Annotated in this window: 29 protein-coding genes; 13 read left to right on the forward strand and 16 right to left on the reverse strand. The window is 40.0% G+C overall.

Annotated features, from left to right (window positions below):
* Positions 1-148 precede the first annotated feature (148 nt).
* The 10 genes from comGA to HPK16_RS03410 are packed head-to-tail and all read left to right on the forward strand — an operon-like array spanning position 149 to position 6,312.
* Positions 149-1,165, forward strand: a complete 1,017-nt coding sequence (gene comGA, locus HPK16_RS03365) for a competence type IV pilus ATPase ComGA (RefSeq protein WP_181675597.1) — start codon at positions 149-151, stop codon at positions 1,163-1,165.
* Complete coding sequence (gene comGB / locus HPK16_RS03370; protein WP_181675598.1) at positions 1,146-2,177, forward strand: competence type IV pilus assembly protein ComGB; 1,032 nt, start codon at positions 1,146-1,148, stop codon at positions 2,175-2,177. The genes comGA and comGB overlap by 20 nt, the downstream gene beginning before the upstream one ends.
* Positions 2,178-2,203: 26 nt before the next feature.
* Entirely contained in the window at positions 2,204-2,524 is a 321-nt protein-coding gene (comGC, locus tag HPK16_RS03375) for a competence type IV pilus major pilin ComGC (protein WP_181675599.1), read from the forward strand.
* Positions 2,521-2,946 (forward strand): competence type IV pilus minor pilin ComGD, encoded by a 426-nt coding sequence (gene comGD / locus HPK16_RS03380; RefSeq protein WP_181675600.1) that lies wholly within the window; start codon positions 2,521-2,523, stop codon positions 2,944-2,946. The genes comGC and comGD overlap by 4 nt, the downstream gene beginning before the upstream one ends.
* On the forward strand, positions 2,936-3,235 hold the full coding sequence (comGE, locus tag HPK16_RS03385) for a competence type IV pilus minor pilin ComGE (RefSeq protein ID WP_181675601.1): 300 nt from the start codon (positions 2,936-2,938) through the stop codon (positions 3,233-3,235). Before comGD ends, comGE begins: the two co-directional genes overlap by 11 nt.
* On the forward strand, positions 3,201-3,656 hold the full coding sequence (comGF, locus tag HPK16_RS03390) for a competence type IV pilus minor pilin ComGF (RefSeq protein WP_181675602.1): 456 nt from the start codon (positions 3,201-3,203) through the stop codon (positions 3,654-3,656). The genes comGE and comGF overlap by 35 nt, the downstream gene beginning before the upstream one ends.
* A 1-nt stretch (position 3,657) precedes the next feature.
* Positions 3,658-4,020 carry a hypothetical protein gene (locus HPK16_RS03395; protein WP_181675603.1) on the forward strand — a complete coding sequence of 121 codons (363 nt, stop codon included), beginning with the start codon at positions 3,658-3,660 and terminating at the stop codon, positions 4,018-4,020.
* A 23-nt stretch (positions 4,021-4,043) separates the two neighbouring features.
* The gene (locus HPK16_RS03400) at positions 4,044-4,559 is read left to right on the forward strand and encodes a shikimate kinase (protein ID WP_181675604.1); all 516 of its coding nucleotides are present in this window, start codon (positions 4,044-4,046) and stop codon (positions 4,557-4,559) included.
* The gene (locus tag HPK16_RS03405) at positions 4,556-5,494 is read left to right on the forward strand and encodes an ABC transporter ATP-binding protein (RefSeq protein ID WP_181675605.1); all 939 of its coding nucleotides are present in this window, start codon (positions 4,556-4,558) and stop codon (positions 5,492-5,494) included. Before HPK16_RS03400 ends, HPK16_RS03405 begins: the two co-directional genes overlap by 4 nt.
* Positions 5,491-6,312, forward strand: coding sequence for an ABC transporter permease (locus tag HPK16_RS03410; protein ID WP_181675606.1), 822 nt, complete (start codon positions 5,491-5,493; stop codon positions 6,310-6,312). The genes HPK16_RS03405 and HPK16_RS03410 overlap by 4 nt, the downstream gene beginning before the upstream one ends.
* A 63-nt stretch (positions 6,313-6,375) precedes the next feature.
* Here the strand turns inward: HPK16_RS03410 and HPK16_RS03415 are convergent, their stop codons facing one another.
* The 6 genes from HPK16_RS03415 to rpmG all read right to left on the reverse strand — a co-directional run bounded on the left by HPK16_RS03415 (position 6,376) and on the right by rpmG (position 11,235).
* Positions 6,376-7,476, reverse strand: coding sequence for a YqgU-like beta propeller domain-containing protein (locus tag HPK16_RS03415; RefSeq protein ID WP_181675607.1), 1,101 nt, complete (start codon positions 7,474-7,476; stop codon positions 6,376-6,378).
* 140 nt (positions 7,477-7,616) lie between these two features.
* Positions 7,617-8,588: an ROK family glucokinase gene (locus HPK16_RS03420; protein ID WP_181675608.1), complete on the reverse strand. Its 972-nt coding sequence runs from the start codon at positions 8,586-8,588 to the stop codon at positions 7,617-7,619.
* Positions 8,589-8,601: 13 nt separating this feature from the next.
* Positions 8,602-8,814 carry a YqgQ family protein gene (locus HPK16_RS03425; RefSeq protein ID WP_181675609.1) on the reverse strand — a complete coding sequence of 71 codons (213 nt, stop codon included), beginning with the start codon at positions 8,812-8,814 and terminating at the stop codon, positions 8,602-8,604.
* A gap of 11 nt (positions 8,815-8,825) precedes the next feature.
* The gene (locus HPK16_RS03430) at positions 8,826-10,373 is read right to left on the reverse strand and encodes a rhomboid family intramembrane serine protease (protein WP_181675610.1); all 1,548 of its coding nucleotides are present in this window, start codon (positions 10,371-10,373) and stop codon (positions 8,826-8,828) included.
* Positions 10,374-10,467: 94 nt separating this feature from the next.
* Positions 10,468-11,022 (reverse strand): 5-formyltetrahydrofolate cyclo-ligase, encoded by a 555-nt coding sequence (locus HPK16_RS03435; protein ID WP_181675611.1) that lies wholly within the window; start codon positions 11,020-11,022, stop codon positions 10,468-10,470.
* A gap of 63 nt (positions 11,023-11,085) precedes the next feature.
* On the reverse strand, positions 11,086-11,235 hold the full coding sequence (rpmG, locus tag HPK16_RS03440; RefSeq protein WP_003719608.1) for a 50S ribosomal protein L33: 150 nt from the start codon (positions 11,233-11,235) through the stop codon (positions 11,086-11,088).
* A 198-nt stretch (positions 11,236-11,433) separates the two neighbouring features.
* On the opposite strand from rpmG, the gene HPK16_RS03445 reads away from it, so the two are divergent.
* The 3 genes from HPK16_RS03445 (at position 11,434) to rsgA (ending at position 13,571) form a co-directional block, all read left to right on the forward strand.
* Positions 11,434-11,787, forward strand: coding sequence for a hypothetical protein (locus HPK16_RS03445; protein WP_181675612.1), 354 nt, complete (start codon positions 11,434-11,436; stop codon positions 11,785-11,787).
* Between the two features lie 32 nt (positions 11,788-11,819).
* Positions 11,820-12,308 carry an MltG/YceG/YrrL family protein gene (locus HPK16_RS03450; RefSeq protein ID WP_181675613.1) on the forward strand — a complete coding sequence of 163 codons (489 nt, stop codon included), beginning with the start codon at positions 11,820-11,822 and terminating at the stop codon, positions 12,306-12,308.
* Positions 12,309-12,509: 201 nt separating this feature from the next.
* Positions 12,510-13,571 carry a ribosome small subunit-dependent GTPase A gene (gene rsgA / locus HPK16_RS03455; protein WP_181675614.1) on the forward strand — a complete coding sequence of 354 codons (1,062 nt, stop codon included), beginning with the start codon at positions 12,510-12,512 and terminating at the stop codon, positions 13,569-13,571.
* Between the two features lie 88 nt (positions 13,572-13,659).
* Here the strand turns inward: rsgA and pnp are convergent, their stop codons facing one another.
* From pnp to nusA, 10 genes are all read right to left on the reverse strand, one after another.
* A complete protein-coding gene (gene pnp, locus HPK16_RS03460; RefSeq protein ID WP_181675615.1) occupies positions 13,660-15,831 on the reverse strand; it encodes a polyribonucleotide nucleotidyltransferase in 2,172 nt (723 codons plus the stop codon).
* A 413-nt stretch (positions 15,832-16,244) separates the two neighbouring features.
* Complete coding sequence (gene rpsO, locus HPK16_RS03465; protein ID WP_036062005.1) at positions 16,245-16,514, reverse strand: 30S ribosomal protein S15; 270 nt, start codon at positions 16,512-16,514, stop codon at positions 16,245-16,247.
* 142 nt (positions 16,515-16,656) lie between these two features.
* Positions 16,657-17,583, reverse strand: a complete 927-nt coding sequence (locus HPK16_RS03470) for a bifunctional riboflavin kinase/FAD synthetase (protein WP_181675616.1) — start codon at positions 17,581-17,583, stop codon at positions 16,657-16,659.
* A gap of 180 nt (positions 17,584-17,763) precedes the next feature.
* A complete protein-coding gene (gene truB, locus HPK16_RS03475) occupies positions 17,764-18,690 on the reverse strand; it encodes a tRNA pseudouridine(55) synthase TruB (protein ID WP_181675617.1) in 927 nt (308 codons plus the stop codon).
* A 78-nt stretch (positions 18,691-18,768) separates the two neighbouring features.
* Positions 18,769-19,113, reverse strand: a complete 345-nt coding sequence (gene rbfA / locus HPK16_RS03480) for a 30S ribosome-binding factor RbfA (protein ID WP_181675618.1) — start codon at positions 19,111-19,113, stop codon at positions 18,769-18,771.
* 14 nt (positions 19,114-19,127) lie between these two features.
* Positions 19,128-19,406 carry a DUF503 domain-containing protein gene (locus HPK16_RS03485; RefSeq protein ID WP_181675619.1) on the reverse strand — a complete coding sequence of 93 codons (279 nt, stop codon included), beginning with the start codon at positions 19,404-19,406 and terminating at the stop codon, positions 19,128-19,130.
* Complete coding sequence (gene infB / locus HPK16_RS03490; protein ID WP_181675620.1) at positions 19,403-21,706, reverse strand: translation initiation factor IF-2; 2,304 nt, start codon at positions 21,704-21,706, stop codon at positions 19,403-19,405. Before infB ends, HPK16_RS03485 begins: the two co-directional genes overlap by 4 nt.
* 22 nt (positions 21,707-21,728) lie before the next feature.
* Positions 21,729-22,031: a YlxQ family RNA-binding protein gene (locus HPK16_RS03495; RefSeq protein ID WP_036078666.1), complete on the reverse strand. Its 303-nt coding sequence runs from the start codon at positions 22,029-22,031 to the stop codon at positions 21,729-21,731.
* Entirely contained in the window at positions 22,021-22,308 is a 288-nt protein-coding gene (gene rnpM / locus HPK16_RS03500) for an RNase P modulator RnpM (RefSeq protein WP_181675621.1), read from the reverse strand. Before rnpM ends, HPK16_RS03495 begins: the two co-directional genes overlap by 11 nt.
* A 17-nt stretch (positions 22,309-22,325) precedes the next feature.
* Positions 22,326-23,447, reverse strand: a complete 1,122-nt coding sequence (gene nusA / locus HPK16_RS03505; RefSeq protein WP_181675622.1) for a transcription termination factor NusA — start codon at positions 23,445-23,447, stop codon at positions 22,326-22,328.
* Positions 23,448-23,461 lie beyond the last annotated feature (14 nt).

Genomic DNA, 23,461 nt, shown 5'->3' on the forward strand with positions numbered 1-23,461 from the left:
AGTTTATCTGCCTATTTTCTCTAGTAAGATTCATTTTTGAGCTCATATATCACTTTAAAATCACAAACTCGCTTTTCTATATGAAAAGGGAAATAGTGTTGTTACGGCGAATACATTTAGCATAGACAAAAATAAGGAGCCTGCCAACATGATTCAAAATTTAGCCAACACCCTCTTAAATCAAGCAATTCTACTCACAGCAAGCGATGTACACATAATTCCAGCAGAAGAACAGTATCGTATTTTGCTACGTATCAATGGAAGACTACAATTCTTTGCCTCTCTTCCGATTGATAAAGGTGAGCGACTACTAGCACATTTGAAATATCGAGGGTTCATGGATATTAGCGAGACTAGAAAACCCCAAAGTGGTGCTTTTCAAACAAGTATTCAAGGGCGCAAAGTATCCGTTCGACTTGCTACTATACCTAATTTCCGCTTTATTGAAAGCATGGTAATTCGTGTTTTCTCAGAACAAGAAATAATACCTTTTCAAAAAAGCAGCGTTTTCCAACGAATAACGCACCATATACTTTCCCTTGCACAGAAACGAACCGGTCTCCTCTTATTTTCGGGAGCAACTGGTAGCGGTAAAACATCAAGTATGTATAGCCTGGCCCATTCTTTGAGTTTGCAACATCCCTTACAGATTATTACCATAGAAGACCCTGTTGAACGCCCGATGCCAGCATTTCTACAAGTACAAATCAACGAAAAAGCAGGACTTGATTACGCAGATATCATACGAGCAACTCTTCGCCATGACCCAGACATCTTAATTGTGGGTGAGATTAGAGACTCACATACAGCCAAAATGGTTATTCGAAGCGCTTTGACAGGACATCTCGTTTTGAGCACAGTACACGCAGACAGCACATATGGTGTCTTATCACGCCTTTTAGAGCTGGGCGTTGATAAAGAAGAATTACGACAATGCCTCATTGGCATCTCCCATCAACAACTAAAACACTTACATTGCATGTTTTGCACTAGTAGATGCCACGCTTTATGTAACCATCTCGCGCAAAAAAGAACCGCCCTTTACGAATTCATAGAAAAAGAACAAATTAATGATTTTCTTACGACTACCGTAGAAATCGATATAGTAAACAATATAAATCAACAACTCAAGAAAGGAGTTTGTTATGGCTTTTTCTCTTCGTAATAATTGGCGTGCTGACGGCGAATTTCTCATACGACTTGCTGATCTTCTAAATAAGGGCTTTACAATGGAAGAGGCGATTTCATTCCTCTCTATTACAACACCAAAAGATGCATCCCGGAATACAAAAATGATTGAAACACTTTCTTCAGGGGCCCCCTTTAGCGAGGCATTGCTACAAGCAAATTTTCCGAGTTTTGTCTGTACACAGCTCCACTATGCTAGTAAACACGGTTATTTTAATGAGACCGTTCAAGAAACCGGAGATCACCTCATGCGAAAAGCAGAGCAACAGAAGGCGTTGCGGAAAATTTTCCAATATCCACTTATCCTTTTTATGACCGTTATTGTTGTATTCTTCCTGTTACGCATTTTCCTACTTCCGAAATTCGACATGCTATTTACACAGTTAACGCACGGAGAAAATCAAACCACCAATTTCACTTATTTTATTCTAGAAAAGCTCCCCTTACTTTTCTTAGCTTTCTTGGGAGTTCTATTTATGTTATGTACTATCTTCCTAACAAAACAAAGAAAAAAGAACTCCTACGAACGCGCGGAACTTTATTGCAGAATTCCCATCTTAAAAAAGTTTATGTGTTTGCATTATTCTCAATTATTTGCCCGCGAATGCGGTTACCTTTTAAAAAGCGGCTTGTCCATTAATGATATGGTTCAAGTGTTCGCATTACAAGACTCCCCACCCTTGTTCAAACATATTAGCACATCCATCGAAAAAGCATTTTCTGAAGGGACCTTATTTACAAAATCCCTCGCTTCTTTCGCTATTTTTGAATCGGAGTTAATTTATATTATCCAACATGGCGAAAAAAATGGTCAATTAGCTGAAGAACTACTGTTTTATTACAAACTATGTCATCAAAAATCTGAAGAAAAAATAGAAAAGATATTCAGCTTCATACAACCTGCTGTATTTATGGTGATTGGCGTACTTATCGTATCCATCTATCTATCCATCCTCTTCCCGATGTTCTCGATGGTAAACTCCATCTGAATAATAAAAAAATAGGAGTGATTTAAATGTTAAAAAAAATCAATTGGAAAGATGAATCAGGTTTTACTTTAGTGGAAATGTTGATTGTTCTGCTCGTGGTTAGTGTACTACTTTTACTCACTATCCCAAATATCGTCAAGCAGAGTAAATCCATTAACGACAAGGGGTGTGACGCGTTTATTACGATGGTTCAAGGACAGACACAAGCATATCAACTAGAAAATAACAAAGTACCTTCTTTACAAGACCTTTTAAGCGGCGGCTATCTAAAAGGCGAACAGAAAAAATGTCCGAATGGTAAAGATGTTTTGATTGATAGCAGCGGGAAAGTAACGGAAGCTCCATGAAACAGGATGGCTTTACTTTAATAGAAATGCTACTCGTACTCTCTATTAGTTTTATCATTCTAGGCATCAGTGTTCTTCCAGCTGGCAATCTGATGACTCATTTATTAGAAAAACAAAGTCTTGATCAGCTCAAAATAGATATCATGTATCTTCAGGCAGAGGCCATAACTACGAATCAAGAATCGATACTTCTTCTAAATGGTAATAATGATACCTATTCTGGCAAATCTTCTAAATTAGCATTATCAAGAAAATTCACTCCCACATTGCATTTTCAAGAGAAAAGCGAGCAAACCTTTCGCTTTTCTCCACCTTTTGGAAATATCAGCAGATTTAAAACCATTATTATTCAAGGTCAGAACAAAAAATATGCGCTTATTTTTCAAATTGGAAAAGGGAGGTTTCGTATTGATGAAATCTGATGGTTTTTCTTTATTAGAAAGTCTTTTTGCTCTTAGTTTACTATCCTTAGTGGTCCTTTCCCTACTCCCCATAATGATGCAAATCAAACAAAATCTACACAAGCAAAATCAACTGACAACAGTTCAACAGTTACTCTCTGAGGAAAGTCAATTTCATTTAAACAGCCGTTTTTCATCTAGTTATGATGTAACCATTAAAAAGCAAGCATACCGAATAACTTACAATCAGGAGGCGAAGCAATTTTGCGCTACTTATGCTAAAGAAAATATTTGTTACGCTATTAAATAAGCATGGATTTACCTTAATTGAATCTCTATTTTCACTACTTATTGTTATCATCGTAGCCTCTTTCATTCCACTGATTTTCCAAAGCTACGCATCTGTCTTGAAAGTAATGGACATTGATAAAAATTATGAGTGGCAACTCTTCATGAACCATACAAAAAAAGAATTAAATACAGGTACTAAGCTAACTGTCACCGATCATAAGATAACCTTCATTGCTCAATCCAAATTAGTGACCTACGAAGCATATCAAAACCTAACTCGCCGTTCTGTTGATAATAAAGGGCATGAACCACTTTTAACGAACATAAAACAAGACAAATGGTCAAAAAAATCAGAGGAAGAGTTATTGTATGAAGTCACTTTTGAAGATGATACTCAGTTATCTGCCCGTTTTTATATCCAACCAGAAGGGAGTAAATAGCATGCAGCAGAATGGGTTTACGTATATATTATGCCTTTATGTTACGTTAATCGGTATTATTACAATGCTTGGAGCAACCAATATCTATGTCTCCAAGCTGCATATGGAAAAACAACTACAGGATCAGTATCTCGCCACTACTCTTACAAATCTATCGCTCCCTAATAATATTTCACGCATAAAAAGCGGGCAAAAAACCTTCACAGAAAAGCACAATAACGCTGTTTTATGGTATAATTGGGCAGATAGTACAGAAGACTACATCAGATATGATATCATAACTGAGCTTAGTAATGGCTATATACTGAAACGATCTGTATTTTGGGATATTAAGCTACAGAAAATTCGTCTTCTACTAAATTAAACAGAAGCTAAGGGAGGACTTTCATGGAACAAATTGTTTTAACTGGATTTATGGGTGCTGGAAAATCAACAGTTGGTAAAATACTAGCTAAAAAACTAGCATTACCTTTCGTTGATATCGATACGGAGATTCAATCCGAACACCAGATATCAATTACAGAAATTTTTGCAAATTTAGGCGAACCAGCATTTCGTAAATTAGAGCATCAAATGCTAACAAGAGCATTACTACAAGATGCCATTATATCAACCGGAGGCGGCATTATTTTAGCTAATGACAATCGGTTGAAATTAGAAGCAGCTGATTTTGTCGTATATTTAAAGACCAGTCCTGATACGTTTCTTTCTCGATTAAAAGGCGACACCACACGCCCTCTCATTCAAGAAAAGAGTAAAGATGAAATTATTGCTATTTTTGAGGCTCGGACAAGACTCTACGAGAGTGCCGCCGGTCTAATTGTAGAGACAGATAACCTAACGCCCGAAGAAATCGCAGATCAAATAAAACAAGATTTTCAAACAAGGAAGGAGCAATTATGACACAGCCTGTTTTAGAAATAAATCACTTAGTTAAGCGAATTGGAGCTAAACCGATTATAAAAGATATCTCATTTTCAGTGAACGAGGGTGAAATATTTGGACTCTTAGGCCCCAATGGTGCCGGAAAAACAACCATTATCAGAAGTATTGTCAAACTCATTAGCAAGACTAGCGGAGAGGTTAAAATTTTAGGAAAAAACATAGACGAATCTTACACAGAAGCTATCCAACAAGTTGGAGCAATCGTAGAAAATCCAGAATTTTATCCGTATATGACAGGGCTACAGAATCTCAAAACATTTGCTTCTATGTCGCGAAACAAAATCTCACACGAGCGCTTACATGAAATTATTCAGCTCGTGCATTTAGACAAAGCAATTAATAATAAAGTAAAAACATACTCGCTTGGGATGAGACAAAGATTAGGCGTGGCACAGGCGCTTATACACGAACCAAAACTATTAATTTTTGATGAACCTACAAATGGATTAGATCCAGAGGGAATGAAAGAATTCCGTTTGCAGATGAAAACATTAGCTAGTCAAGGTGTCAGTGTTCTTGTATCCTCTCACCTACTAACAGAAATGGAACTACTGTGTGATCGATTCGCAATTATAGAACGCGGAGAGCTGACGCATATTGCAGATATGAAACAAGAAAATCTAGCAGAAACGGAACAATTACAAACTTTCCATATGCACCTTGAGCCTCTTGAATTATCTAAAAAACTACTCACAAATTGGAATATCGACTACATACTAGCTGATAATGGAACATCGCATTTCTTTGTGAAAAGTAGTCCCTCCAACATCCCGTTGCTTGTTAAGAATTTAGTAGCAGAAGATGTTTCGATTTTTGCAATAGAAGCACATACTAAAACATTAGAAGAGCGTTTCTTAGAAATTACAAAACAAAATGGGGGTAGCATGGAATGATGTCATTAATCGCGAATGAAACAAAGAAATTATCACTAAGGTTCAGTACATGGCTATATCCTCTTATTATTTTAGTTATCATTCTCGCTTTATCCGCAAGTTTTAAATCTTTTGTCCCCGACATTGATAATATCCAATTGATGTTATCTGTAAACAGCATCAGTATGTTTATGGTAGCCCTATTTTCTATTGTCGTGGCTAGCGCTGTTGTATCTTCTGAATTTAGTTATGGCACAATAAAGTTATTGTTGATTCGGCCATATCAACGTTGGCAGATTCTCCTTTCTAAATATATTGTTGTTCTTATGTATGCAGTCATTTTAACTATATTTACGATTGCTATGTCTTATATTATTGGTGGGATTTTAACTTCTTTTGGAAGCTTGACACAAGATATTAGTGTAACTAATCCAACCTATTCAGAGAACGGAGATATTACAAATGTAGGACAAAATGCTTTAGATGCGATTGGTTCCCAACTAGGTTACTTCTCGATTCAACTGATTTTTTCTACTTCGATTGCATTTATGGTTTCTTCACTTTTAAGAAGTCAGGCTTTGGCTGTAGGGATTGGACTATTCTTGCTGTTTATCAATAGTATTGCAGGTGGAATCACGCTTATGTTGGTAGAACAATTCCAATGGTTCAAATACATCTTTATGGCTCCACTATACTATGTAAGCATGCAGGCAAATGGCCTCGGAATGGATGTAAAAGGTCTTTCTCCAGGATTAGCTATCGGGGTTCTAAGTGTATACTATATTATTTTTATGGCTCTATCCTTCATTTTTTTCCAAAAAAGAGATGTGTCTGTTTAATTGTATAAAATAAAAAATGCCAGATAAAGAGCTATCTCATTACGATAGTGCTTTTCTGGCATTTTAATACATCTTATCCTGATGTTGTATCAAATAGGATATGTCTTTTGTTTCTAAATCAATTATTTGATCAAATAGGTAACCGTATAAACAGTATTTACCGTTTGGTGATATAACAATAGGCTCGTTATTTGTTAGTTCCAATATGGTTTCTTTCTTTTTCTCTGTTGGGTTCACTTTAACTAGCTTGAATTCGCCGCCATGGTCTTTTAGCTTCTTACTTTCATACGGTTCAAATGTAAGGAATGATTCCTCTTCTACATTCAAATCATAGAATGGAAAGAATGTCCCCAACTCATCGTATACCCTTGGTGCTTCATATTGATAATAAGATTGAAAACCAAGTGTCCTAAAGTTATACACCATAGATTTATCATCTTTGCTTGGCTCCATTGTTAGTAGTGTATTGGCAGATACAGCGAATTTATAGACATCTGCGACAACCAGGTTTTTAATCGTCTTATCGCGAATATCCTCGAGATAGAGGTCTCCTCTGTCTTTTTGTGGTGATAGTTTTTGATTGAAAATAAATAAATTATCACTATACCACGAAACAAATGGTGAGTCTGTATTCAATTGAACCAAATTACCAGAAGGAATATCTAATTGAAATACTTGGTAATTCCAATCTGTATCGAATGTTGTGAGGAACATCTTATTTTGATCATCTTGATTCCATGCAAACTCTATATTTTGTGGCTTTACTTGCTTCGTGCTCATCCGCGACCCAGCCATTGAAATAACATCTAAAGCTGCTTTATCTTTGCTTTCGGCAGAATAAATAAGGAAACAATCTCGGTTCGGGCTAATGATGACTTCTGAGATGACATGTGATGTTTCATATATTTGATGCTGCTTTCCGTTAAAAACATTGAGCCTTTCGAAGGTTACTTTTCCCTCTTTCCTCAGTTGCACTAGGACATTCTTATCGTCTATCCAGCCCACAATCCGTTGAAATTCTTTAGGTTGAATGTTTAAGGTTTTAATTTTATTCGAAGTCGTTATCCTTTCTTTGCTGACAGGTGTCTGCTCATTTTGACAGCCGTAGGAAAGAAATAAAAGTCCAAGGATTGTAATTATAAAACTTATGCGAAATTTATTCATCTCTTTCCCTCCATTTGCTAATATGTTACTACTATTTTACCCTGACATCAAGGAAGTGAAACAACCTTCCATTTATAAAAAAAGCTAGATGTCTACTAGCGTTACATTAATGCCAGTAGTACATCTAGCTAAATAAGCTATTATTCAGACGGTAAAGCTAACCATGCGGCACCCAAAACACCAGCGTCATTTCCAAGCGTTGCAATCGAAATCGATGTTGATTCTCGAACTGCTGGGAAAACCATACCTTCAAAATAATCTTGAATAGGAGTTAAAAGGGCATCACCAGCGGCCGAAACCCCGCCACCAATGATTATTTTTTCTGGATTAAGCATATTGCCGATATGGCTACATGCTAGACCAAGGTAAAAACAAATATGATCAACTACTTTTTGTGCTAAGGCATCATCTTCTGCTGCGAGGTCGAAAATCAACTTAGATGTTATATCTTCAGTTTCCTGCTGTATAGAGCCTTTCAACTTAGAATCCGCTTCAAAAGACTTAGCTAAATCTTTTGCAACACGCACGATTCCTGTAGCAGAAGCAATGGTTTCTAGACAACCTTTCTTCCCACATGTACAGTCATAGGCTTCTTTACTAGTATCTACCGTGATATGACCAATTTCTCCTGCTGCGCCTTTAGCTCCATGAAGAATTTTACCTTCTGCAAAAATACCTCCACCGACGCCCGTTCCTAATGTGACAAAGAAAACATTCGCTGAGCCTTCGCCAGCTCCTTGCCATCTTTCGCCAACCGCTGCAATGTTAGCATCATTGTCTAAATGAACATCTAAACTGGTGATTTTTTTGAGATCAGTGGCTACATTTTGCTCTTTCGCCCAGTTTAGATTGTATGCTCCCTTAACTGTGCCGGTTTCGTAGTTAATCGTGCCAGGCGTCCCCATTCCGATACCATAGAAAGCGTCGTGATCCAATTGTAAGTCTTTTAATTTTTGATTGATGCTGTCGCCGATGTTACGAACAATATGGGAACCTTCATCTGAGATATCCGTTTCGACAGACCATTTTTCTTCAATCGTGCCATCGGTTGTTAGAATTGCGATTTTCGCAGTTGTGCCGCCAAGGTCAACGCCAATTAATTTCTTTTCCATTTTCACATGTCTCCTAATCTACTACCTTATTTTTTGCTTTCTCTTTGTCTAGTTCTACTTTGAGAATCGATCTTGCATGAGCATAGACTTCACGATCCAGCAATTTATGTTTAAACAGTTCAGTTAGCTCGTATTCCATCATTTCGATATCCCATTGTCGCTTACCAAGATAAACGATAATGCCGTATTTTTTCAGTAATTGAGCCACATCATAGACTGTTTTCATAACGATACCTCTTATCTTGTTTGAATTTTGCTCTCTAAATAGCTTTTATACTGGACATAAGTTTTTGTATCTTGCTGTTCAACCGCGATTGTGGCTTCTTTTAATGCTTGTCCCAAGTTCCCTTGCATTTCGTAGCTACGGGCCAATAAGAAATGGGCATGTGGATTAAATGATTCTTGCGCAATTGCTTCTCTTGCAAAATCTGCTGCCTTCACTTCGTTCTCTTGAATCGTTGCAATAACAGCTAAGTTTGTATAGGTTAGCGCATCGGCACTGCCTGAAATTTGAAGTTGGTGCAAGATTTTTCGTGCTGTTTTGTAATCTTCATTTTGTATAAATGCCCCTGCTACAGCGTTGGCATTTTGTGGATCATACGGATGCTCTCCTTTGTCAAAACCGAACCACAGGAAAAATGCAGTCAGTAAAATAGCGGAAGCTCCATATAAAATCCGACGCCAATGGAAGTATTGATGAGGCATGGATAGAGCTCCAGCAATTAGAAAGCCGCCCACTAAACCGCCGATATGTCCTGCGAGATCGATGCCTGGGGAAAACAGATCAACCACTAAATTGACAACAACTAAACCAGCAATGCTGATTCCGAGTGACCTTGCATAAATATGAGGTTTTAATACGACTAGATATAACAAGGCACCAAAAATACCAAATATGGCCGTACTAGCTCCAGCAGCCACATTAATGTTAAAGGCAAAACTTGCGACAACTCCTGTTATGCCAGATAGCACATAGATGAGCACAAAACGCCACTTACCAAACAGTTTTTCTGCCATTGGTCCTATAATATACAGGACAACAGAGTTCATGAGTAAGTGTAGTAATCCGATATGGATAAACATCGGCGTAATGAAGCGCCACCATTCTCCTGCAAATATGAGTGGATTGAATTTTGCTCCCCACCTAACAAGGTTAAATGTGTTAGTGCTCGTTCCTCCCGTGAATGTCATGATTAAAAACACCGCTATTTGAATCGCAAGTAAAACATATGTCACGTATGGCTTTTCTTTGCGAGCTTGCACCTGTTCATCACTTACTTTTGTGGTGATATAGTTGATAACGACGCTGCGCTCACTAGTGATGGTGCTCTCGTCTAGTTCAGTTGGAACTTGAAATGTCTCGGCAGGTATACCGAAATCTGTTTCTAGTTGCTTTAACTGCTCATCTGCGTTTTCTGCATCGATTAATATATTGTTCAGACTTACTTTCTCATTTTCTGATTGTAATGGTTTATCGAACCATTCTGAAGTGTCCCCAACTGGCTTAAAAGGTGTGATATACATATTGACTAGTGGTAGTTTCAAACGTCCCATCTGCTTGCGTAAATCCTCGCACACACGCATGACTTGCTCAATATCTCGCTCGACGACACTAGACCAACTGAGCTCCTTCATCTGAATTCGAATAACTGGTCGCTTCTTTTGGGCTGGATTATCTAGCCAAAGTTCTTGTTTCTTTTCATGAAGATGGATGAGTCGATATCCTTCCTCAATTAGAAAATAACTAGTTAAGCGCCAAAAAATATACTGTTCCTGGAGGCTCAAAAAATTCCCTGCTTTCTTTTAAAATCCTATTTATAAGTACTACTATACGCAAAAAAGCGAACATTGTAAATCAATCTCCGCCAATTTTTTGCTATTATTTCAGATTATTTTCAATCACTAGTTTTTGGACGGGTAAATCATGGGGTTCTGGCTTAAAAGTAGTCGTTATTTGCTCGGGATAACATAGCGAAATAGTAGCTCCTTGATAGCCGTCTAGGTAACGATCGTAAAAACCAGCGCCAAAACCAATTCTATAGCCATCTGTGCGGAATAAAACACCGGGAACAATCAATAAATCCACTTTTGTTTTTGGAACAACTGCAGCGCTCTCTAACGGTTCATAGAGACCCAATGCTTTTTTACAGAGCTCATCGCCATCTTCGTAGACTCGAAATTGCATCGATTTGGTTTTATTGTCGGTCTCTGGTATCGATACAACTTTTCCATCTTGCCAAGCTTGTTTGATGATTGCTTGCGTTGCTATTTCTGGAAACCTCGCGATTGTAATGCCAATTGTCGTAGCGTTTTGCCACATTTTTTCTTGAAATAATTGTTCTGCGATGACTTGTGATCGTTTTTCATATGTAGCTTGATCCATTTTATTCAATTGTGTCAGTATTTGTTCACGTAGCGCCGCTTTGGTTGCCATTTCGTCTCCTCCTTAGCCTAGAATCTTTTCCATAAAAAAAGCAACAGGTGAAAATCCTGCTGCTTACTTAGTTTCGCGGTGCAAAGTGACACGGCGCAATCTTGGACAATATTTTTTTAGTTCAATACGTTCCGGGTTTTCACGTTTGTTTTTAGTAGTGATATAATTGCGATCGCCGCACTCAGTGCATTCTAAAGTGATATTAACACGCATTCTATTTCCCTCCAAACTCTAATCAAACTGAATTATTTATCAGACCTGTATTATAATATCATTTTTAAGGGCTTTACGCAAGGATTCCTAAGCTTTTCTTTTTATTTTGTTTACAATATTCATTTTTGACTATGTTTTTGGCGTAATTTATGCTATAAATAGAAGTAGAGTTTAGGGAAAAGAGGTGTTATTAACACAATGACTGTTCTAATCATAATTCTTCTTGCCTGTGCTGTCGTCCTATTCTTGCTTTCATTTATGCAGAAGGGAAATAGTAAGCAGATAGAAAATGAGATGGAGGAAATTGCCTCTCAATTAATGCAAGAGAACTTCGAATTAAAAAAACGCGTGTCTACTCTAGAAAATACAATGAACATCGATGCTGACACCGTCACTCCAGTTCGCACATCTAGCAAAAAACTCCGTGACTTAAGAAAAAAACAAATTATTACTTTGTATACTTCTGGTGTCACTATAGAGGAAATCGTTACGCAATCGGAACTTTCAGAAGAACAAGTAAATGAAATAATTGCTGAATACGTAGCTCATTAAATTGGAGATATCATAAGGGAGGAAATAATACAATGAAACAATCACTTCGCATGCTGGCGTTAGGATTTTTGATTTCAGCAGTGCTCTTGCTTGTCTTTGATACGTTCTTCTCATCAAGCGCACAAGCAGAGAAATCGGCGGACCAAAAAACAACAGCAGAAACAAAGGACAATTCAGGTTACAAAAAGAAATACGAGGATTTACTAGCGTCTCAAGAATTAGCGAAATCACAAGCTGCAGAGGCTCAAAAAGCAGTAGCAGCTAAGAAAAAAGCCGAGGAAGAAAAAGCGAAACAAGCAGCAAATCAAGTCAAGAAGTTCACGCTTGTTATCAAAAAAGGTGACCCTTCTTCTAAAGCAGGTAACGAATTACAATTTGCCGGCATCATTAAGTCAGGTGCTGAATTCGATAAATTCCTACGTTCCAACAACTATGAGAAATATGTACGCGACGGTAGCTATGCTGTAGATAGTAATATGACTGCCGATCAAATCGCAAAAATTATCACGCATAAAAATTAATAAAAACAGGAAAGCTGCTATCATCGCTTTCCTGTTTTTTGTTAGCTAAAGCGCTCTGGTTGTGTTATAATGGAGCGGAATTCCCATTATGAAAGGATGATGAATTATGGATATTGTAAAGTTTGCAAACACTAACAACAATCACATTTTGGGAGCGTTTAATTTGATTTAAAGCTCCCCTATTTTAAAGGAGCGAAAACATTGACTATTAATAAGTATGGATTTACAGATTTTTTTGAGGCGCAAACGTTGCAGGATGGACTTATACCTGCGCGTGTGACGGCTGTTTTTAAAGATTTTTTCAAGGTTGTATCTGAGGATGGCGAGCATTTGGCTAAGTTGAAATATGTTGCTTTTATGGGGGCTATGAATACGGATTTGCCTGCGGTTGGTGATTTTGTCGCACTGGAAAGTCATCCGCACGATACGTCCCTCATTCATGGTGTGCTGGACCGGAAGACGGTATTTAAACGTAGTGATCCTGCTGGTGGTGAGCAACTTGTGGCCGCGAATTTTGATTATGTTTTTATTGTGAGTTCATTAAATCATGATTTTAACATTAATCGGTTGGAGCGTTACTTGACGATTGCTTGGGATAGTGGTGCGAAGCCGGTTGTGATTTTAACGAAGGCGGATCTCAGTGAAAATACAGCGCAAATTGTGACGGAGATTGAACTTGTTGCTTATGGGGTTCCAATTTTCGCCGTAGATAATTTATCAAAAAGTGGTTTTGACGAGATTGAAAGCTTTTTGAACCCTGGCGAAACGATTGTGTTGCTAGGTTCCTCGGGTGTTGGGAAATCTTCTTTTATCAATGCCCTATCTGGAAAAACGTTGATGAAAACGAGCGGTATACGTGAGGATGATTCGAAAGGCAAACATACGACCACGCATCGTGAATTGCATTTGTTGCCAACTGGGTTGCTTGTAATTGATACGCCTGGAATGCGCGAACTGGGAATTGGTCAAGCAAGTGATGGACTTGGTGAAACATTCCAAGATATTGAGTTGCTAGCTAATGATTGCAAATTCCGAAATTGCCAGCATGGTACTGAGCCAGGTTGCGCTGTACAAGCCGCTTTAACGAATGGTAGCCTATCCGAGGTTCATTATGCCAATTGGATTAAATTAAAGCGAGAACTGGCTTATTTCGAGCGTAAAAACGATCCTGTTTTACAGCGTGCAGAGAAACAGAAATGGAAAGCGGTTCATAAGGCTCTGGAGACGCAATATAAGTCTAATTTAAAAGCGAGAAAAAAATAGTATAACAATCATCCTGCTGGAAACGGCGGGATTTTTTTGTTGCACAAAAAACCACCTACCAATTAAGCTGGCAGGTGGTTTTGGATGCTTATTTTTTATCGTTGTTGTACGGTTTTTTGTAGCCTTCTTTACGTGGTGCGCGGTTTGGTTGTTCTGTATCGCCTTCTTTTTTCTCAATCAAAGCTTTACGAGATACATTTACGCGACCGTGATCGTCAATTTCTGTTACTTTAACTTTCACGATGTCACCCATTTTCAGGATGTCTTCCACTTTACCAACGCGTTCATGCGCTAGTTCAGAAATGTGAATCAAGCCATCTTTGCCTTTAAACAATTCAACAAAAGCTCCGAATTTCTCGATACGACGAACTTTACCATCGTAGATTTCGCCAACTTGTACTTCGCGGACGATTTCCTCGATCATAGCTTTCGCTTTTTCAATCATGGCGTCATCTTGAGAAGCGATGAAAACTGTACCGTCTTGTTCGATATCAATTTTAACGTTGGTTTCGTCGATGATTTGATTGATTTGTTTACCACCAGGTCCGATAACGTCCTTGATTTTGTCTGGCTTGATGTTGATCGTAACGATTTTAGGCGCATATTCCGACAAGGTTTCGCGAGGTGTGTTGATTGTCGCTTCCAGATGCTCTAGAATGTGTAAACGGCCCGCTTTCGCTTGTGTCAGGGCTTCTTCTAAAATTTGACGGCTAAGGCCATCGATTTTGATATCCATTTGCAAAGCAGTAATTCCGTCACGTGTTCCGGCTACTTTGAAATCCATGTCGCCGAAGTGATCTTCCATGCCTTGAATATCGGAAAGAATCGTGTAGTCATCACCAAGTTTGACTAGACCCATCGCAATTCCAGCAACCGGTGCTTTAATTGGCACACCAGCATCCATCATCGCAAGTGTCGAACCACAAATACTTGCTTGTGAGCTTGAACCGTTAGACTCTAATACTTCCGAAACAAGGCGAATCGTGTACGGGAAATCCTCTTCACTTGGGATAACTTGTTGTAACGCGCGTTCTCCGAGTGCTCCGTGACCGATTTCACGACGGCCTGGTGCGCGACGAGGTCCTGTTTCCCCAACGCTAAATTGCGGGAAGTTATAATGATGCATGAAGCGTTTCGAATCTTCTAGACCAAGACCATCGATGATTTGGTGTTCACGAAGTGGCGCTAATGTACATACGCTCAGTGCTTGCGTTTGCCCACGCGTGAATAATCCGGAACCATGGACACGCGGTAAAATGCCAACCTCAGAAGATAGCGGGCGAATTTCGTCTACTTTACGACCATCTGGGCGGATTTTATCTTGTGAAATCAAGCGACGCATTTCATTTTTTTCAAGCAACTCTAAAATATGTTTTACTTCTGGCAAAACTTCAGCTGCGTTTTCTAATTCTTTTGCTTCGTATTCCGAAACAACTGTTTCTTTTAATACGTTAATATTTTCTTCACGTGCTAATTTTTCTTCGGTTTTAATAGCTACTTTCATATCTGCTTCTGCGCGAGCTGTTACTTCTTCAACAAGCTCTGCGTTTGGCACGAATAATTCGATTTCCATTTTTGCCTTACCAACTGCCGCAACGATTTCTTCTTGGAATGCGATCAAGCGTTTGATTTCTTCGTGACCGAACATGATAGCTTCTAACATCGCTTCCTCAGGTACTTCTTTTGCCCCTGCTTCTACCATGTTGATTGCTTCTTTTGTTCCAGCGACAGTCAAGCTAATATCGCTCAATTCCTGTTGCTCAATAGTCGGATTGATGATGTATTCACCTTTCACACGACCCACATCAACACCCGCAATCGGTCCTTCAAAAGGAATATCTGAGATGGAAAGCGAAATAGATGAACCGAGCATTGCGGCCATTTCTGGTGAGCAATCTTGATCCACACTTAGAACCGTTGATGTGATTTGAACATCGTTACGATAGCCTTCTGCAAAAAGCGGACGGATTGGACGGTCAATAAGACGCGCTGTTAACGTTGCGCGGTCACTTGGACGGCCTTCACGTTTTAAGAAACCACCGGGCACTTTACCGACGGCGTACATTTTTTCTTCATAGTTTACAGTCAGTGGGAAAAAGTCGCCAGGTCTTGGTTTACGTGATCCAACAGCTGCTGTTAAAACAACTGTATCGCCATAACGAATCAGCGCTGCGCCATTTGCTTGTTTTGCCATTTGACCAACTTCGATTGCTAGTTCCTTGCCTGCCCATGTGGATTTAAATACTTGTTTTTCAGTCATATTTCGATCTCCTTTTAGTTAGGAGCGTCCACTACCAAATAGAAACTTTACCATGCATAATTCTTCACGCACGCCTGAATTGATCAGACACGCATGAATCCAAAAACCTACCATATCTCTCAACGAGCCTAGAAGCACTCAGCTACGTCGTTGAAACCTGCGCGCCGATGCTCCCATACCTTAGTATGCTCCGCGTCTGTGCTCAACTTCGCCTAGTATCTGGGCACTTCTCAACTTGCTGGGTTTCGCGTCTGCGAGTTCATTGGTTTTAGTTAAACTTAATTTCTTATGTAAAATGGCACGTTTTTGGATTCATGCGATAAAGCTTCTTTCTACTTTCTTAGGTAGCGGGACACTTCTTGTTTATTTTTTTCAAAAAAAAACGGGACAAAAATATCCCGTTTTCCTTGTGTTTATCGACGTAAACCTAAACGTCCGATAAGTTCGCGGTAACGTGCAACATCTTTCTTACGTAGGTAAGTTAAAAGGTTACGACGATGACCGACCATTTTCATCAAACCACGATAAGAATGGTGATCCTTCTTGTGTTCGCGAACGTGTTCATTCAAACTGTTGATTTCTGCAGTAAGAACAGCGATTTGAACTTCTGGTGAACCAGTGTCCGTATCATGTACACGATATTCAGCGATAATTTCATTTTTACGCTCTTGTGTCAATGCCATTTCTTACACACCTCCTTCTTTTCTAATCCCCGCATACTGAGCCAAGCGTTGGTGACTCGCAAAAAGCCAAGTAAGGGTTCTATTTCGTACAGAGTTAAAGATACACTATTTTCGGTCAAAAAGCAAGAGATAGCCTAACTTTTTATGCGAAATAGGCTCTCGTATCTGCTTCGTCTTGCTTCAATTGTTCAATCAAGCCTTCTACACCATTAAATTTCAGCTCTGGTCGGAAATAATGGAACCATTCGATTTCAATTTCCTCGCCGTATATTTCTTGGTGGAAATCTAGAATATAGACTTCTATTGACATTGCCTGGTCGTCTTTGAAGGTAATATTATACCCGATGCTCGCCATGCCTAAATGTGTTTCGCCATTCACTTTAAACTTGACTGCATAAACGCCTAATTTCGGAATGAGGAAACCATCGTCAACTGCAATATTCGCCGTTGGAAAACCGATAGTACGACCACGTTTATCGCCATGGATAACGGTTCCGGTAAGTGTGTAGGGATAGCCAAGAAGCTGATTTGCTTCGTCTAGCTGGCCTTCTGAAATATATTTCCGAATATTAGTTGAGCTCACTTTATCATGTAAATCTTCTAGTTTTTGAACAATCGTTACGTCAAATTGTCCATCCGCATAGTTTGAGAGATTCATCATTTTCCCGGCGCCTTGACGGCCGTATGAATAATCGAATCCGGCAACAACATGCTTCGCGTTTAGGCCGATGAGATAATTAGCAACGAAATCTTCTGGGCTCAAATTCGAAAATGCTGTCGTAAAACGAACGATGTATAAAATATCAACGCCAAGCGCGGCCATCTTACGTTTTTTCTCTTCTAGCGGTGTCAGGTATTTGACCTGTTTTCGCATTTGGCTAAGAACAACGGATGGATGTGGATCGAAAGTTAGGACTGCTGTTTTTATTCCGCGTTTTTCAGCTTCTTTTTTAGCTGTGTTGATAACTTCTTGATGTCCTCGGTGCAAGCCATCAAAAAAACCAAGCGCAATCACTTTAGGATCGCGATCGATGTCTTCTGGTGGATGATGCAAAAAATACGTTTCCATGAAATCCCCTTCTCTTCGCCACTATGTTTTATTTTGCTAATTATTAGATCAAACATAATGTGCAATCAATACGGAGTTACAAAAAGTCAGTTTGAGTATAGTGGAATTTACGTCTTATCCAACCTGAGAAGCCGTTTTTTTATTTTGAGACTAATTCAAAAGCCTTTGTATACCGTGTTTTTAGTTTAATTTTCCTTCGCGGAGTTCAATCACTTTTTCTGGTTTCCAAAAATCGCGACGTTCTGGATGCTGTACATAGATAGCCGTTAATTTATTTTTATAAAGCAGAGCTACGCGTCCTTGGCTACGTTCCTTGATGAACTGTTCTGGTAGTACAACGCCATTTAGTACCTTCTCATGAATCAACTCCGAAATATTTTGTTGCGCCATGTCAGATAAGCCGTCTTCTAGCGGATACAAGAAGCTTGCCTCTTCTTCTTTAGCTCGTAACGCTTCAATTTCGGATAGCGTAAAGCATTGTTCTTCTGTAAAAATACCGCTTTGGGTGCGTTTTAACTCCGACATATGTGCGGGATAGCCAAGTTTTTCACCGATCATAACAGCCAATGTGCGGATATACGTTCCTTTGCCACATTTAATCCGTATGCGAAAGGTATTGTTATCCGGACTTATTGGTACGTAAGGCTTCAAGAGTTCAATTGCATAAATATTCACCATGCGTTTCGGGCGCTCGACCTCTATACCTTCTCTTGCATATTCATACAACTTGCGCCCATTTACCTTCACCGCAGAGTACATCGGTGGTATTTGTTCGATTTCACCGACAAAAGATTTTGCAGCTTTTTCGACATCCATTGGCAAAATGGTTTCCGTGATATCTTTTTCGGCGACTACTTCTCCGCTTGCGTCTTCGGTGGTCGTTGCACTGCCAAGAGTAACAGTTGCTTCGTAAGTTTTTCCTTCATCTGTGATATATTCCGCAAGTTTTGTTGCGCGACCAATACAGATTGGCAAAACACCTTCGACATCCGGATCAAGCGTGCCTGTATGCCCGACTTTTTTTGTTTGGAGAATTTTGCGCAGTTTGAATACACAGTCGTGACTAGTCATGCCTTTTTCTTTCCAAAGGGGTATTATTCCGTCCATCGTAAAACCACTCCTTTTCCTACCTACACAAAGAAGGATAGACGTCCGCAAAAACCGACACCTACCCTATCTTTGTTCTTATTCGTTATCATTTAGACCGCGTAATAAGTCGTCGATATGATTGCCGTAAGCTACAGAATGATCTATTTCAAAAAATAGTTCTGGGACTTTGCGTAACCGGATACGACTACCGATTTCGGAGCGAATAAAACCATGTGCTTTTTCTAGGGCTGCCAGAGCGTCTTGTTGCTCTTTTTCTTCACCTAGGACAGAAACGAACACGGTTGCTTGTTGTAAATCCCCTGTCACATCAACGCCTGTAACGGTTATAAAACCAATACGGGGGTCTCTTAGCTTGCGGTTAAGGATATCGCCAAGTTCTTTTTTCATTTGCTCTGATACACGATTAGATCGAACATTCATGTTTTCACCTCATTTTACAAACTTTCCATTGTTGTTTTGCCGCGTTCCCATTCTGGAAATGAATCTAGAAATGCGAGCACGGTATCAGCTACTTTTTCGGCTTGATCATGGAATTCAGAGACGACAGCGAATCCGATTAAGGCTCGCTGCCATTTGTCTTGGAATCCAATTTCAGCAATGGAGATATTAAACTTTTGGCCTGCACGTGTTAAGACGCGCTTTAAGATAGCCCGTTTTTCTTTGAGTGTCTGTGGGGTCTGCAAAAACCACTCGGACTCGACGTAACGGATCATTTACGTTCGATTTCCTCCATGATGTAAGCTTCAATCACGTCATCTTCTTTAATATCGTTAAATTTATCGATGGTAATACCACATTCGAAGCCTTTTGCAACTTCTTTTGCGTCGTCTTTAAAGCGTTTCAACGTACCGATTTCGCCTTCGAAAACAACGATGCCGTCGCGGATAACACGAACGCCACTGTCGCGTGTGATTTTGCCGTCTGTAACGTAACAACCCGCGATTGTTCCAACTTTGGATACGCTGATTGTTTGACGTACTTGGGCTTGACCGATAATTTTTTCTTGGAATTCTGGATCAAGCATCCCTTTCATCGCAGCTTCGATTTCGTCGATAGCTTTATAGATAACGCGATGTAAGCGGATATCAACGCCTTCATTTTCAGCGCCTTCACGTGCTTGTGTTGTCGGGCGAACGTTGAATCCGATGACGATGGCGTTCGATGCAGAAGCCAATGTAATATCAGATTCGTTGATGGCACCAACAGATGTGTGAATAATTTTGACGTTAACGCCTTCTACTTCAATTTTGCGTAGAGATGCAGCCAAGGCTTCAACCGATCCTTGTACGTCGGCTTTGATGATGACGTTAACTTCTTTCATTTCGCCGGCTTTCATGTGTTCGAATAGGTTTTCTAGACTCACACGGTTTGTCGCAGAACGTTGCGCGACAACAGCACGGCTTGAACGAGCTTCACCGACTGCACGAGCGGTTTTTTCATCTTCAAAGACTACAAAACGGTCGCCAGCTTGTGGAACATCGCTAAGTCCAGTGATTTCAACTGGGGTACTTGGTCCGACTTTTTTCACGCGGCGTCCGATATCATTGACCATCGCACGAACACGTCCGAATGTATGGCCGACAACGATTGGATCGCCGACTTTCAAAGTACCATCTTGTACTAGAAGTGTCGCAACGGAACCACGACCTTTGTCTAGCTCAGCCTCGATAACGCTACCGATAGCAAGACGGTCTGGATTCGCTTTTAATTCTTCTACTTCGGAAACAAGCAGAATCATTTCAAGTAATGTATCTAACCCTTCGCCAAATTTCGCTGAGATTGGCACGAAAATCGTGTCGCCGCCCCATGCTTCAGGAACTAATTCGTACTCGGTTAGCTCTTGCATCACGCGATCGGCATTCGCTTGCGGCTTATCGATTTTGTTTACAGCAACAATGATTGGAACTTCCGCTGCTTTCGCATGGTTGATCGCTTCAATTGTTTGTGGCATAACGCCATCGTCTGCTGCTACAACAAGAATCGTGATATCCGTAATTTTGGCACCACGCGCACGCATGGTTGTAAAGGCTGCGTGACCAGGTGTATCTAGGAACGTGATTTTTTTGTTATGGACTTCTAGTTGGTAAGCACCGATATGTTGCGTGATTCCGCCTGCTTCACCAAGCGTTACCTTCGTGTTACGCAGCGAATCAAGTAGCGTTGTTTTACCATGATCGACGTGACCCATGATTGTTACAACAGCTGGACGCTCAACTTCTTTGCCTTTATCTTCTTCGGTTGCTTCTTCAAAATAAACATCTAAATCTGTGATATCGATTTTGATTTCTTCTTCTACTTCTACGCCATACTCACCGCAAACGAGTTCAATCGCGTCTTTGTCTAAACCTTGGTTAATCGTAGCTACGACGCCAAGTAGGAATAGTTTTTTGATGATTTCAGATGGTTCACGGTATAATTTACGCGCTAATTCGCCAACTGTAAGTGATTCTGAGAATACGATTTTTTCTGGAAGCTCTTTTGGCTTCGGTGGTGTTGGTGGTACCGTACTGTGATTACGTTTTCCTTTGTATTTGGTGTTGTTTTTGCGACCGCGATTTTGATTGTTGCGATTGCCACCTTGGTTACGGTTCCCTCCGCCTTGTGCGTTGCCGCCAGGTCGGTTTTGTCCACCGCTATTGTTTGGACGATTTTGTCCGCCTTGTGTTGTTCCACCAGCTGGTTTATTTCCACTTGCTGCTGGTTTCGCTGTGCCTTGTGAGGCTGGCTTATTTGTATTATTAGTTGGTTTGGATTGATTCGATTTATCATTCATATTTGGCTTATTAGACCCCTTACTTTGACCTGCTTCGTTTGGTGCTTTAGGTTGGCTGCTTGGCGCGGCAGATTCTTTTTTCGGTCCAAGCAATGTTTTGTCGAGTTGTCGTAATGCATTGTCGTTAATAGTAGACATGTGGTTGGCGACTTCAACGCCTAACTCTTGTAATGTCTCGATGACTTTTTTACTAGGTAATTGGTGTTCTTTTGCGTATTCATATACACGAACTTTACTCATGTGACACACCTCCGTTAAGATTTCACCCGAGTAATTCCGTTAGTTTTGCCGCAAATCCTTTATCCATTACTGCGATAATGGCTCTTGCATCTTTGCCGATCGCACCGCCTAGCTGTTCACGGGTGCCGGCTTTCACAAGCGGGACATCGTAATACTGGCATTTGTTACGGATTGTTTTCTCGGTTTTTTCTGATATATCTTCTGAAATGATGACTAAACGAGCTTTTTGACGTCTCACTTCTTTTAAAACTAGTTCTTCGCCAGTCACGAGTTTGCGAGCGCTATAAGCGATTCCGAGTAAGGAATAGGCTTTGTTATGATCCATGGTTTGCTCCTTCGATTGTCTTTACGTAATCAATCAATTGATCGTAAAAACCGTCTTGTTCTGGCATCTTCATCTGATGAAAAATACTGTTTTTCTTTTTAGCTTTTTCAGCGACCTTGCTGTCTATTAAAATATAAAAACCGCGACCTGGCGCTTTTCCGCTAGGATCTATCGTCAGTACACCATCTTTAGAATAGGCAATACGTAAAAGTTCGCCTTTTGGTTTGCGCTCGCCGGTTACAATACATTTTCTTAAGGGAATCTTCTTGTTACGCATCTGCATTGGTCACTCCTTTATTCTTCGTCTTCGGCGATTTCATCTGCCATGTCGATATCAACGCGTTCGATGATTGGACCATCAGGGCGTGGAAAAATACCTGCCTCTGTAGCCACGGTTTCGCTCTTGATATCAATTTTCCAGCCTGTTAATTTTGCAGCAAGACGTGCATTTTGTCCACGTTTACCGATAGCTAGAGAAAGTTGGTAATCTGGTACGATGACCGTAGTTGCTTGTTCCGCTTCATTAACGATAACGTCTAGTACTTTGGACGGGCTTAACGCGTTTGCAACGAATGTAAATGGATCAGCTGACCACTCCACGATATCGATTTTTTCGCCTTTTAGTTCGTTCACGATGGCTTGTACACGGGCACCTTTTGGACCAACGCAAGAACCAACTGGATCGACTTCTGGGTTTTCTGTGTATACAGAGATTTTAGAACGATCTCCGGCTTCACGAGCAACAGATTTAATTTCTACAATGCCTTCATAGATTTCTGGAACTTCCATTTCAAAAAGTCGTTTTAAAAGACCTGGATGCGTACGAGAAACATAGATTTGCGGTCCTTTGGTCGTTTTTTCGACTTTCGTCAAGTATACTTTGATACGATCATGGGCGCGGTATGTCTCATTTGGCATTTGCTCATTTTGAGATAGAATCGCTTCGATTTTACCTAGATTTACGTAGATAAAACGAGAATCTTGGCGTTCTACGATACCTGTCATAATATCATCTTCGCGATCGATAAATTCATCGTAAATGATGCCTCGTTCTGCTTCACGAACACGTTGCGTCACGACTTGTTTTGCTGTTTGTGCTGCAATTCGGCCGAAATCTTTTGGCGTTACTTCTAGTTCCACAACGTCGCCAACTTTGAAAGCTGGATTGATTTTGTGGGCTTCTTCCACGGAGATTTCTAAACGGGAGTCAAATACTTGATCTACCACATCTTTGCGCGCTAAAACATGCATGGTGCCCTTATCTAAGTTTAAATCTACTCGTACATTTTGTGCTTGGTTGAAATTTCGCTTGTATGCAGACACAAGTGCCGCCTCAATCGCTTCAATAATCACATCACGTGAAATTCCTTTATCATGTTCTAACACATGAAGAGCATCTAATAGTTCTGAGCTCATTCTTTTTTCAGCTC

Origin of the sequence: Paenilisteria rustica (assembly GCF_013820765.1) — a bacterium.
GTDB lineage: Bacteria > Bacillota > Bacilli > Lactobacillales > Listeriaceae > Listeria_A > Listeria_A rustica.